Genomic DNA, 13,200 nt, shown 5'->3' on the forward strand with positions numbered 1-13,200 from the left:
ACTCTTTCCAATCATAGTCTTTAAAAAGTATTTTTTTGTATTATACATCCTATCATCGTTAGATGTCAAGAAATTTCATCTTCAAGCTCAACGGAATGCTTCAACATTTCCATTTGTGACTGAAGCATGGCCTCAGCTTTACTTTTATAAACCTGGAGCTTCTTTCTTGTTTCTTCATATTCATATCTTATGCGAATAACCTGCTCATTGGCACCTTCTAAAAGCTTTTGAGCTTTAAGCTCCGCTTCCTTATATATATTCTCAGCCTTAGAATATGCGTTTCTCTTTATTTCCTCCGCAGTCTGCTGTGCTATAAGAAGTGTGCTTTGCAATGACTCTTCTATTCTCTTATAGTGCAGCATACCCTCATTTAAAACATTGAGCTTGTCTTTAAGTTCCATATTTTCATGTATTAGACTGCTATAATCCTCAATAATCTTGTCAAAAGTTTCATCAACTTCAAGCTCATTATAACCCCTTACCAAGCTTTTACCAAAGGAAATATTCTTTAGTTCATTTGGAGTATAATTCATCCCGCAATAACCTCCTTATAAATACTTTAGCAGGGTAATACTTATCCTTCCTTTTTTTGTAATAGCACCAACTTTGTCAACAATCAATCTTCCCTTGCCTCTTATGGATATGGTATCGCCTTCACTTACCTGCTTAGTAAGACTGGTAGTTTTTTCCCAGTTTAATGAAACCTTGTCGCCTTTGATAAATTCTCCGATTTTGCTTCTTGAGATACCAAAGCCTGAGCTAGCTATACAGTCAAGCCTTAATGAGGCTACCGATGCTTTGATCTCACGGAAGCTTGGGCCCTGGTGCTGGATTTCCCCAACATCTGTCAAAGTCACTTCCACATTTGCATTACCAACTTTTAAGAGATTGTATTCCAAGTACTCTGCTATTTCGCCGATAACAATTATCCTGCAAATATCATCTTCCAATAAAATATCTCCAATTTTTTCTCTTTTAATACCTAATCCCATCAATGAACCTAAAAAATCACGATGAGTAAGTGTTATGCGGCTTTTTGTTTTAACCTCAATAATTTTTAACGGGTATTTGAAGCTATGAAAATCTGAAAGAGACATGCCTTGCGGGCAGAAAATGGCAATCTCCCGTTCTGCCGCAGCGTATCCACCATAAAAGACACAATTGACTTCTAAACTAGATGCAATTGACTTTTTGATAATATTAGACTGGTATGGATCCAAAAAATCCGTACTTATTATACAATGGGAATTTTGAGCCTTTAAGGCTTTATCAATTATCTTTGAAACGAATATTTTATCATCAATTCCTGTAATTCTCTTTAAAATTGCTTCTCTGTTTATCATAGATTATAATATCGAAGAAATTGCCTGTACTCCGAATATGGAAGATACAGCTGAAGCTACCACCCATATTAATACAATAGCAATAATAGGGGATACATCAAGCATTGAATTTCTCCCCCATTCAGTCCTTCCTAAAAATGTTCTTATTGGAGCCAAAACCGGCTCTGTGATCTGATATAATATATTAATAAACTGGTTATCCTGCCCAATAGGCAAAAATGAAAGCAAAGCCCTCAAAATAACTGCATACTTTACAATCTGCAGAACAACTAAAATTGCCAATCCAATAATATTAAACACCTGCATTACATGCCTCCATTATTTTGCCCAGGGAAACACACCTTTATTTCTAAGCTCTTCTTTAAAATCAGCCATAATGTCTACATTATTAGGTGCAATAATAAAGATATTTGTAGATACCCTTTGTATGCTTCCATCTAAAGCATATACAGCACCGCTTAAGAAATCCACAACCCTGCGTGCACTTTCCTTCTCAAGGCCTTCCAAGTTTACAACTATAGGCTTTTTATTTTTAAGATGATCGCCTATGTTCTGAGCATCTTCAAAGTTTTCAGGCTGCATAACAACCAGCTTGTACTGTGATGCAGAATGAATGTTTACAACTTTGTTTTGTTGAGACTTCTTGTTGGAATTAAAAAATTGCGGCTGTACAATCTCTTCCCTTTCAATTTGAACTTCCTTTTCGTCAACTAGTTCGTCTTCCTCTTCAGCTTCCCAGCCAACAAAATTAAGAACTTTGTTTAACAATTTAGCCATGGTATTTTCCTCCTGTTTTATCATTAGTAATTATATAAAAAGTAATTATATAAAAATCAATTAACTTTTTACATTTGTCTATCGCAAATACAGTTTAATCGTCTTCATTTGCATTATAAAAATGAATTTTTCGAAACTTAACACATCATCAACCGCATAGAAAGCGGAAGTAATTTTTCATACATGCTTTAAAACATGCAAAATTATCTTTTACCAAAAATAGCAGTACCAATTCGAACTATATTTGCACCTTCTTCAATAGCTGCTTCGAAATCGTTACTCATGCCCATAGATAAAAGCTTCATATCTATATTATCAATATTTTCCTCCCGTATGTCAACAAATATTTTATATAATTGTTTGAAAACTGGTCTTACAGCCTCAATGTTTTGGAGAAATGGAGCTATTGTCATGAGTCCTTTTACCTTTACAGCATCGAATTTATTGATGGTTTTTAGAAAACCTTTCACTTCATGGAGAGACAACCCAAATTTGCTGTCCTCTTCAGCAACGTTGACCTGAACAAGAATATCCATTACTCTACCTGTCTTTTCAGCCTTTTTTTGTATCTCCTGCACCAGCTCCAAACGATCAACAGAGTGAATAAGATTTACCTTGTCAATTATATACTTAACTTTATTTGTTTGTAAATGTCCAATCATATCCCATTTACAATCCCTATTAACATTATCGTACTTTTCGCACAATTCCTGAACCCTATTTTCACCTAAAATATTAAGTCCTTTATCAATTGCACAATTTATTTTTTCTATTCCAACTGTTTTTGTTACTGCAATTACTTTTATATCGTCAACATTCCTTCCTGATCTTTGTGCTGCCAAAGCTGCCCTTCTTTTAACCTCTTCAATATTTCTTTTTATATAGTCAAATTCATCTGTCATTTTATTATCAGCTGCCCTTCTTTAATATTACTTGGATTTATGACATAAGTATCATAAAGACTGACTATTTCCTTCTTATCAATACCGGTTATTATCGCAAATTCCCCATTTCTGCCAACAATCTCAACATTCCTGATTGTTGCATCATTAGCCTTTACAAGTACAATTCTTCCTTTCTTACCATCCGGACTGATATCAAAAAGACTTTTGTAAGAAACTTCAAGACCTTCATATGAATTTTTAATAACATCGATATTTATTTTTCTTAGGAATGTAGTCTCACTAAGTGCTTTGTCCGTCTTAAATATTACGGCACACTTATTTCCATCAGCACCTGAAATACTTATAGGAACAGCATTAACAATCTTATTGATATCATTTATTCTTACATTCACATTTTTACCTAATTTTAACATATCTGCATTTGTCTTGTCCATAACAACAGCTATATAAATATAAATACCCTTAATAATTTTTGCAAAAGGCTTATTTACCTGCACATTTCCAATATTTACTGCAGGTTTTATATCTTTTTTAGCGAGCTCTATAATATCATTAACTTTTATACTGCTTATTCCCATTGGATTAAGCGTTCGCTCCATCCCATCAACATTATAGGAAATTATACCCGGTGAGTTAGCATATATTTGTTTGGTCCCGCTATTAATTAGTGCCTGCAAATTATTTCTCTGAAGCTTCAATGCATCTATCTGGCTGTCGGAAGTACCCAAGCTGCTTAAAATTTCCGCCTTTTTATGGATAATAGAGTCAATTTCATCTCTGACATCATTCAATTTTTCAAAATTACTTTCGTTGCATGCCATAGCTATAGAAACAACTTTTTCAGAGATATTGCCGTCAAGTTTTATAAGGTCCTGAGAAAAAAGACCCTGTTTCTCACTCTTATCCTTTTTTAATTTAAGAATATCAGAGTCAAGCTTCGAAAGCCTCTCCAAATCTTTTGCTGATGTATCTTTCAATACTGTAGCAATTTTATATTTTACAGGGATTTTCTCCCCCTCCCCGACCTCCGGTATATATTTACCTTCAAAAGGAGATTCTATAGGCTCTTCATCCCTTATTATAAAGCCATCCAGGTTAATAGAATCCTCGATGGCACCTGACCTTATAATATCTGTAGCAATATCCTTACCGTAAATCCAATGAAACAATGATGGAATATACATCAGCAAGAACAAAACAATCATAAGAACACCAAGTTTTATACCTTTATTTTTATTTCCTTCTTGCATAACTCACCTCCATTTATATGTTTTGAAATAATCATTTTACATTTTTAATTATTTCAAAACATTTTCCTTGATTCATATGTTTCGAAAAAGCTTTATTAACGTATAAGCACTATATCTTAACAATCCCCTGCTCAAGGAGTTTTTGGACTGCAATGGTAACCCCAAGCTTAACATGCTCATAAACAAGCCCACCCTGCATATATGCTATGTAAGGTTCCTTGATTGGGGCATCTGCACTCAATTCTATAGACGCACCCTGTATAAAAGTTCCGGCCGCCATGATAACGGGTGATTCATATCCCGGCATGTCCCATGGCTGTGGTGTCACGTAAGCGTCAACGGGTGAGCCTTTCTGAATACCTTGGCAAAATGCTATGAGGCTTTCCGCATTATTAAACCTGATTGCCTGGATTATGTCTCCCCTTTTTTCTTCAGGGCCCGGTGATGAAATAATACCAAGACGCCTCATAATTTCAGCACAGTATACTGCTCCTTTGAGACTCTCCGCAACTACATGGGGTGCCATGAAAAGCCCTTGGAATAAAAGCCTGTTATGCCCCAGAGTTGATCCCACATGCTTGCCAAGACCTGGACATGTAAGCCTGTAGGCCGCTTTTCTAACATATTCCTCTTTACCAACTATATATCCACCTGTAGGTGCCAATCCCCCGCCAGGATTCTTTATAAGTGAGCCTGCCGCTATATCTGCTCCTACTTCGATTGGCTCCTTTTCTTCTACAAATTCGCCATAACAGTTATCCACCATAACTATTATATCACTCTTCAATTCCTTAATAAAGCTGATAACCCTTTCCATCTGATCAAGCTTAATTGAGCTTCGCCAACTATATCCCCTCGATCGTTGAATTAGAACCATCTTTGTCTTATCGGAAATCGCTTCCTTTATACCCTCTATATTAATATCTCCCTCAGGGAGCAATTCAACCTGTCTATATGTTATGCCGAATTCTTTAAGAGAACCGCCGCCTTCTCCCCTTATGCCAATAACCTCTTCCAAAGTATCATAGGGTTTTCCTGTGACACTTAAAAGTTCATCGCCAGGCCTCAAATTTCCATACATACATAATGCAAGTGCCTGTGTTCCTGATACAATATTATGCCTTACAAGTGCATCCTCAGCCTTGAAAACGTCTGCATATACCGAGTCCAAGACTTCTCTTCCTCTGTCATCATACCCGTAACCGGTTGTTCCCCCAAAATGAGAATCGCTTACATTGTTTGACTGCATAGCTTTAATAACCTTTAGCTGATTATATTCCCTGACTGATTCTATTGATTTAAATACTCTTTCAATTTCCTTTTCTGCCATATTTGATATTCTAAGAACACTCTCATCTATACCAAATTCACTCTTTAAGAACGCTTCAGATCTAAAACTCATCTTTTCCACTCTCTTTCATTTTAGTTGATTTCTAAAAAACAACTGGTCAATTGGAGATTTCAAAAATATTGATTTTACTGTTCTCCATAAAAATTGACCAAGGTAATTTTTGAAATCTCCTTAGTTCTTATTCATTTTATACAAGAGCAAGGCCAATTTCAACCATAAAATTAACTATAAAATTAAATGTGATTGATTTAATACACCATTAACTTTATAATTAGTAATAACTAAAATATAACTTCCGCAACAAATTTGGCTTATGAGTTGACTTAACTTGTCAACACTCGTGATAAGCAAAAATAATATTTAGTTATTCCTTAAAAATGTGATTGGATTGAAAAGGTGATTTGATTTGATTTTAAAATATACAGTACTTAATGCAGATAACGGCAAAAAACTGAAGCACATATTAAAGAACAATATGGGACTTTCAGAGAGATTGATTAAAAGGCTCAAAAACAATAAAAAAATATTGGTGGACTCTGTATTAACCTTTGTAAACCATATAGTTTCTGCAGGTGAAATAGTTGAAGTACACATTGATTTTGAGGAAACCGCTGAAGATATTATTCCCGAAGATATACCAATTGACATAATCTATGAAGATGAATACCTTATTGCACTAAACAAGCAGCCAGGCATTGTGGTTCACCCTACCTGCAGTCATCCTTCTAGAACTATTGCCAATGGAGTTATGCTACATTATCTAAATAACAACCAGCATAAAAAAATCCGCCCTGTAAGCAGACTTGACCGTGACACCTCAGGTGTGATAGTTTTCGCGAAAAATGAGTTTATCCAGGAATCACTAATAAAACAAATGCATCAAAACAATTACATTAAAGAATACATAGGAGTTGTATCGGGAGTTGTAGAAAACAATTCAGGTACAATTGACCTTCCCATTGCAAGAAAACCCGGCAGTATAATGTTAAGGCATATTTCAGAGGAGGGGGTTAGATCTGTTACCCATTATACTGTTATAAAGCACCTTAAAAACGCAACACTCCTTAAATTTCAACTTGAAACCGGGCGTACACATCAGATAAGAGTTCATTGCCAAGCTATAGGCCATCCGTTAATTGGTGATACATTATACGCTGAACCAAACGCCGACTACCAATTAATTGGAAGACAAGCTCTTCATTCAATTGAGACTGTTTTTATCCATCCTGTCCTAAATCAACAAATTCTTATAAGAGCAAATATTCCCCAGGATATTAAAAATCTTATTGCTTCCAAAGAACCTCAAGCTTAAAAATGCTCTTAATATAACTTCAAATAGTATCTTTTCTTGCCTCCTCTACATTAAGTATTAATTTTGGGAAATGATCAGCGAGTTATTTACATATTTTAACACTAGTGTTATTATATACATACTGAACAAATACTTAGCAATAACTAAAATATTTGAAGCTTTAAAACAATCAGGTCGGAGGCATAAGATGGATGTACTGAAGGAACGATATTCTATAACTGAATTGAGCCAATATCTAAATGTTACGGATCATACTCTAAGATTTTATGAAAAGGAATTTCAGATAAAAGTTCCAAAGGATGACCGTGGAAGAAGGTATTATAATACCGATCTTGCAAACATTATGTATCAGATTAAGACAATGCGGGATGAAGGCCTTGAGATCAAAGCTATCCGCAAAATATTGCAAAGAGATAATGTTATCAGTGAACCGGATGTTATTACTCCTGAAGTGTCATTAACGGTTCCTTATAAAATCAATGAAACTGCATATGCTGAGTTCAAAAGCATCTTTTTGGCCTTAAAGGACGAGATTTCATGCACTGTAACCAATGAATTTGCTTTGACCAAGGAACATATATCAAAAGAACTGACAAAAAACAAATTGGAACTTGGTGCATGTATAGAAAATAATATGCGAAAACTTGAGACAAAGATGGACAAGCATTTTCAAGATGTCGATGATTGTTTGACAAAATGGAGAAAGAAAAATCAGTCAGGAATATTCAAGAAGCTTATTGGAAAAGCATTTCAAAAAAACACTTTATAATTTGTATAATCCCCCTGAAATAAATCTTAGTGTTGCTGCGAGAAATTGTGGTGTATTTTTGCACCATAATTTCTCACAAATTTCATTTAGTAATGATCATACTATCATTGTACATATAACATCCCTGTTATCTGTAATCCCGCCTTTACCCTGTAAAAATCACGTGACACATCATCGTAAATTAGTAAAATTCTACTTTCCAATGTCTTGGAATTAGGATCTTTATCTACGGCATCTATGAAATAATATGGTCCCTTAGCCTTTATTATATTTAAGACCTTAATATTGTCTTTTAAAAACAAACTGTTTTCATCCTTGAACTTATATAGCTGGGATGAACCGTTCTCTTTATTCAACCCGCTTATAAATAAATTGTCACCAAACTTCTGCCAATAATCCGCATCAAAATTACCCAGTTGTTCAATAAATTCAGATTTCAGTGAATACACTTTATTTCTTTGTCCCGAGCTTTCATAACCGGTAAAGATTAAACTTCCATTCAAATCAGACCACCTTTTTGTTTCAAACCCTACAACCAGATTGGAAATTGCCAAGCCATCCTGTATGATAATAGTGTTCCTCTCGGTGCCATCCAACCTATTTTTATCTCTTACATCAAGAAAGGTTTTGCCTCCTGCAGAAATGATATTATTTATTTTAACTATGTCTACCATCCTGTTAACTGTCGATCCATCATATGTATATAATATCATATCAAATGTATCGGAATCCTTACCCCATGCCATCAAAATATTTTCCTCAATCCTTATTTCCATAGGCTCAAACTTTTGTATCAGCTTTCTATATGTCCCAAGATTAATAGTTATATAAGAATTTGCATTAATTATATCAATTTCTGAATTGGCAACATTAAAAATTTCAACAATTCCGCCTTTTTGCTCTATAAAGTGGCCAGGTTTGTTAATGGAAACATAATCTTCATTATAAAAATATGCATTAGGTGCTGTTCCTAAATACAATTTATTATTGAAGACTTGAATAAAACTTGCTGCATAACGGACTTTAGCACCTATATCCTGAAAAAAAATCTTAATTGGGACCTTGTCGTCTACAATACATAAAACACCATCAACAACCGCAAACAATCTTCCCTGGAACATAACTACCTTGCGGATATCTACATTGGCGTCATCCAAAACCACCTTAAAGCTGAATGAAGAAACTCCATTTCCATCATAAATAACAAGAGGCTTTTTTATTCCTTCCTGCTCATTGCCGATAATATATACATAATTGTTGTCCATAGCATAATCACTGATAATAAAACCATCCTTTAACACAGTTGGCTCCCACGAAGTTTTATCTATTACAACAACGGAGTATCTCCTGTTATTATCATATTTACTTATTACCATCTTATCTTTAAATATAAATCTTTTTCCTACAAAAAAATTGTCTTTGACAACATAAAATGATTTGCCGTCAAATCTGCACAATATATCATATTGCTTAACCCTATCATAGCCAAGTATAACAAGATTATCATTATACTCGAAGGAATCCTTCATTTCAAAATGTTCAAGTAAAAGCTGTAGATCATTACCTCTCAATAAATAAAGCCCTTTATTTTCTTTGCCTTGTTCGGATACTGTCAAAAATACCTGCCCCTTAAAAGTGTACCAGTTTTGTATGTCTTTATTCTCCAGGGAAATACTGTTAATTCCATTTCCGTCATATGTATACAAAGTATTTTGATTGTTTTTTTTCTCGTTATACAATACTTTGCCGGTATCAAACTTACCATATTGTGTTATATGTATTGTTTTTTCCTCTTCATCCCATGAGACAAATGCACCTGAGCACTCGGAAACAAACCTTAATGGTACAACTGTTCTCTCCGACACAATCTTAGGTGCAACAGCCAATATCCTAGTCTCACCATTTACTTCTGCATAGATGCTGTTTATCTTTAATATGATTGTTGTAGATTCATTTGAAGCTGTTATTGTTTTACTCCTCTTATCCCATTGAACACTATATCCTAATTCCTCAAGAATAGTCCTAAATGGAATAAGTGTTGTATTATGTTGAATAAAAGGTGCTAAATCAACGGTCTTATTTTCACTCTGAGAAGTATATTGTGTAGATCCTATATGAAAAAGCAGATCAACAAATGATGAATCCGCAAAGCATTTATTTTGGTTGATAATAAAGAACACAATAAAAATATATGTAAACAAAAGCACTTTAAATAAATAAAAACCTCTTTTATTTATTTCACAACTCATTTCAAATGCTACCTCCCTAACCATTTCTTCCTCTAATATATCATTTCAAAACCCTGGGGCTATTCATATTTCAATCATTAAGTTAACATATAAAAATTTCAAAGTCAATTGAAAACCTTGAATTTCAATGTTTTGAAGCATTATTCATATATACCCGTTCTAGCAAACATTAGTATTTTGATAAAAATAAAAAACCACCTTCATAATAACCAAAGTTAGTTATCATGTAGATGATTTCTATGTAATAATCAGTTGATTTTTATATTAAAATGCTTAGTAATCAGCTCTTTCTGCATTCAGAATAAGAACTATGCTAAGATTTCCATTCCTGCATCTCAATTCATCCATAAAATCCTTTTCATTAGCTTCAAACCTCATATTAACCATGTAGACGAGCTCAAAAAGCGACCCTAATTCAGTGGTTTTTACCCTTCTTAATTCATGAGTTATCGTATATTTTTCAAAAAGATCGTCAAAAACCCCATGATAATCGAGGTCTTCCGGTATAACTATCTTAAGAGCCTTTTCATGGTGCTTGTTAGCTCCAAAGTTGGAAAAAGATAAAATCGCTGTCAGTATACATAAAAATATTGTAAACAATGCAGCATAACCAAACATACCAATTCCACAAGCCAAACCTGCTGCCATAGTAAAAAATACATAAGCTATATCTTTTGGATCTCCTGCCTGACTTCTGAAACGAATAATGGAAAAAGCTCCTGCAAGGCCGAATGCACGTGCCGCATTATCACCAATTAACAATATTATTATGGCTATTATGGGTGATATCATTACCAGTGTCAATATAAAGTTCTGATTATGAATCTTCTTGGAATTTGTCTTTATATAAGTAATGCTTATTATGAGTCCGAGTATAAAGGCTATAACTAAAGTTAGCATCGCATTACCAACTGTAAGATTTATCTGCTCTGATGTTTTGAATATCGAATCAAGCATTTACATTGTTCGCCCCCTAAATATTTTTACCAACATATTTTGAATTCGGTATTGTATAAATCACCATCCCCTATAATATTTATCTTAAAACACCTTAATCAACATATCGTGCTTGTCCTTAGACATAACCTTTGCTATTTAAACTCCCTTCTTAATTAATTATCTAATATGAAAGCACTTATTAAATTAGTTTTACATTTGTATATGTCCAGCAGATTATGACACAAACAGTACCATAATCTCTCGCAACAACTTCAACATTGCAAAATTGCAAGCAATTTTGTTATGCCAGATGCAAACTAACAATTTTTTATATATTATAATTATACAGAATAATATGGCTTTAAACTATATTTGATTTTAAATTTTTAACTTAGTAAAATTTTTGCAGGTTACTGCAATAGTTTATCAATTTCTATACATGTAACAGAAAAATTAAAAACCTATTTATCTTTATATAAAAGGCTGACAAATGCACAAATAATCATGAGAATAGATGAAATGAGAAATAAAGGAATAATAGATATTTGTTTTGCCAAAACACCTGACAAACTTGAGCCAATAAGTATTCCACCTGTTAAAAGAGGTGTTACAAGTCCGCTTATCCTCCCTATAAACTCTTCACTAACACTTTTTATCAATGGAGAACTAAGGGCAACTTGCAAAAATGCAAGCACCGCACCTGCAAAAAAATATGTAATTGATGTTATTGACACAATTGTTGATAATGCTTCTAATGTTGTAGTAAAAGAAAAAACAATCATACCCAAAAACAAAATTAATTTTATTTTAAACCTATTTACAAATAAAGCTGCCATGATTGCTCCGATTAACAAACCAACACCAAAAATGGAATAAAGCCATTGCAAGTATTCCTTTGCAATACCCAATCTTTCAGTTACTATATATACCGCAAGGGGCTGAGTCAGACCTTGTGCAAATCCTAATAATATGTATAGAATACTGATTACCTTAAGTCCTGAATTATACTTAACATATCGGATTCCTTCCTTCATATCCTTAAATACGCTTGTTTTTAAAATGCTAACCTCCTTTTTAGAATCGGGCAGTAACAGCTGAACCATTGAAGAAATGAAGAACATAACAGCAATAACAACCAAAGACGCGGTTATACCAGCTTTCCCATATAATAGTGTTCCAAAAACAGGACCAACTATCAGGAAAATCGACTGCCAACATTGGGATAAAGATATGGCTGAATTTATTAGTTTTTCATCAACATGCCTTTTGAACATGATGTTTGAAGACGGGATAGAAAATTGACTAACTAAAGAAGACATCAGCGTTGCTGCAAATACCATCTGCCACAACCCTTGTGAAATGAATAAAAGTATTAGAAATACGGATACAGAGCTCAAAAAATCTCCAATAATCATTGTCCTCTTGGGATTCCATTTATCTGCCAGGGTTCCTCCAATATAAGAAAATACAAACATGGGTAAATACTCAAAAACAGTGATTAAAGATACCGCAACAGGATCCGCATCTGTCTTTTCTATAATAAAAAACAAGACAGATATATTTCTTATCCAAATACATAGCTGCTGTATGATATCAGTGGTCATTATTATTCTAAACACTCTGTTGCCAAATAATTCTTTCATATTACTCCTCCATCTGACTGACCGTCCGGTTTTTTATACTTTAAAAAAATTTTACACATTATTCTTTACTTAAGCCATCAAGAAAAATTTCTACAGACTTTTTGTACATATGAGACATATCTGAAGCGTTAAAATTTTGAAATATAGCCCCTACCCCCGCTAAAAAACCATAAGTAATTAGTGTTAAATCATTTATATTATCATTGATAAATTCATTGTTATCAATACCTTCTTGAACAACTTCCTGTATAACCGGAATGTACATACCATTTAATTCATCAAGCTTGACTTTTACTTTGGGATCTGCAGATTCACTTCCTGAAAACTCTGTGGCAGCTCTTAAAAGAGGGCTTTCAAAATCCAATGCAAAGTGCTCTGCCAATACAAAAAGTTTATCTTTTGCTGTCTTAAGGCCTGCTGATTTTTCTCTCCATTTCGAAATCCACTCCTCAATATATAACTCCAGTATATAGATAAAGAGATCTTCTTTACTTTTAAAATGATAGTAAATACTCCCTTTGCTCATACCGGAGTGAGACCTGATGTCTTCCATTGAAGCTTGGAAGTATCCTTTCTGTATAAAAACTTCCTTTGCTTTTGTAGCAATCAGGTTTTTTGTTTGTTCTGCTTTAATGTTAGGACTTACCATATTAATTCCTCCT

At 33.8% G+C, this 13,200-nt stretch carries 12 protein-coding genes, 1 pseudogene and 1 other annotated feature (1 of these 14 cut by a window edge); of the genes and pseudogenes, 2 read left to right on the top strand and 11 right to left on the bottom strand.

All coding sequences use genetic code 11. The features are described 5' to 3' along the window. Positions 1–24, bottom strand: a binding site (T-box leader) (it extends 216 nt beyond the left edge of the window). Positions 25–65: 41 nt separating this feature from the next. From Bccel_RS09230 to Bccel_RS09260, 7 genes are all read right to left on the bottom strand, one after another. Next, positions 66–533 (bottom strand): DivIVA domain-containing protein, encoded by a 468-nt coding sequence (locus Bccel_RS09230; protein ID WP_036938156.1) that lies wholly within the window; start codon positions 531–533, stop codon positions 66–68. A gap of 15 nt (positions 534–548) precedes the next feature. Next, positions 549–1,343, bottom strand: coding sequence for a YlmH family RNA-binding protein (locus Bccel_RS09235; protein WP_050753316.1), 795 nt, complete (start codon positions 1,341–1,343; stop codon positions 549–551). Between the two features lie 3 nt (positions 1,344–1,346). Then, positions 1,347–1,649, bottom strand: coding sequence for a YggT family protein (locus tag Bccel_RS09240; RefSeq protein WP_036938160.1), 303 nt, complete (start codon positions 1,647–1,649; stop codon positions 1,347–1,349). A gap of 12 nt (positions 1,650–1,661) precedes the next feature. Continuing rightward, on the bottom strand, positions 1,662–2,120 hold the full coding sequence (locus tag Bccel_RS09245) for a cell division protein SepF (protein WP_036938163.1): 459 nt from the start codon (positions 2,118–2,120) through the stop codon (positions 1,662–1,664). Between the two features lie 203 nt (positions 2,121–2,323). Then, complete coding sequence (locus Bccel_RS09250; protein WP_036938166.1) at positions 2,324–3,022, bottom strand: YggS family pyridoxal phosphate-dependent enzyme; 699 nt, start codon at positions 3,020–3,022, stop codon at positions 2,324–2,326. Beyond that, a complete protein-coding gene (locus tag Bccel_RS09255) occupies positions 3,019–4,275 on the bottom strand; it encodes a biotin/lipoyl attachment domain-containing protein (RefSeq protein ID WP_036938168.1) in 1,257 nt (418 codons plus the stop codon). Before Bccel_RS09255 ends, Bccel_RS09250 begins: the two co-directional genes overlap by 4 nt. A 109-nt stretch (positions 4,276–4,384) precedes the next feature. After that, positions 4,385–5,677 carry a methionine gamma-lyase family protein gene (locus tag Bccel_RS09260; protein ID WP_036938170.1) on the bottom strand — a complete coding sequence of 431 codons (1,293 nt, stop codon included), beginning with the start codon at positions 5,675–5,677 and terminating at the stop codon, positions 4,385–4,387. A gap of 355 nt (positions 5,678–6,032) precedes the next feature. Here Bccel_RS09260 and Bccel_RS09265 point away from each other — a divergent pair, with 355 nt between their 5' ends. Both Bccel_RS09265 and Bccel_RS09270 read left to right on the top strand, forming a co-directional pair. Further along, positions 6,033–6,938 carry an RluA family pseudouridine synthase gene (locus Bccel_RS09265; protein ID WP_036938171.1) on the top strand — a complete coding sequence of 302 codons (906 nt, stop codon included), beginning with the start codon at positions 6,033–6,035 and terminating at the stop codon, positions 6,936–6,938. A 187-nt stretch (positions 6,939–7,125) separates the two neighbouring features. After that, positions 7,126–7,707 carry a MerR family transcriptional regulator gene (locus Bccel_RS09270; protein ID WP_036938172.1) on the top strand — a complete coding sequence of 194 codons (582 nt, stop codon included), beginning with the start codon at positions 7,126–7,128 and terminating at the stop codon, positions 7,705–7,707. Positions 7,708–7,811: 104 nt separating this feature from the next. Here Bccel_RS09270 and Bccel_RS09275 read toward each other — a convergent pair whose 3' ends face one another. The 4 genes and pseudogenes from Bccel_RS09275 to Bccel_RS09290 form a co-directional block, all read right to left on the bottom strand. Next, a complete protein-coding gene (locus Bccel_RS09275) occupies positions 7,812–9,956 on the bottom strand; it encodes a copper amine oxidase N-terminal domain-containing protein (protein WP_152965971.1) in 2,145 nt (714 codons plus the stop codon). A gap of 273 nt (positions 9,957–10,229) precedes the next feature. Further along, a complete protein-coding gene (locus Bccel_RS09280) occupies positions 10,230–10,913 on the bottom strand; it encodes a DUF4956 domain-containing protein (protein WP_036938174.1) in 684 nt (227 codons plus the stop codon). 443 nt (positions 10,914–11,356) lie between these two features. After that, positions 11,357–12,550: pseudogene (locus tag Bccel_RS09285) on the bottom strand (MFS transporter); the annotation flags it as partial. A 46-nt stretch (positions 12,551–12,596) separates the two neighbouring features. Next, positions 12,597–13,187: a TetR/AcrR family transcriptional regulator gene (locus tag Bccel_RS09290; RefSeq protein WP_036938178.1), complete on the bottom strand. Its 591-nt coding sequence runs from the start codon at positions 13,185–13,187 to the stop codon at positions 12,597–12,599. Positions 13,188–13,200: the final 13 nt, after the last annotated feature.

Origin of the sequence: Pseudobacteroides cellulosolvens ATCC 35603 = DSM 2933, assembly GCF_001262605.1 — a bacterium.
In the GTDB taxonomy this organism is placed as follows: domain Bacteria; phylum Bacillota; class Clostridia; order Acetivibrionales; family DSM-2933; genus Pseudobacteroides; species Pseudobacteroides cellulosolvens.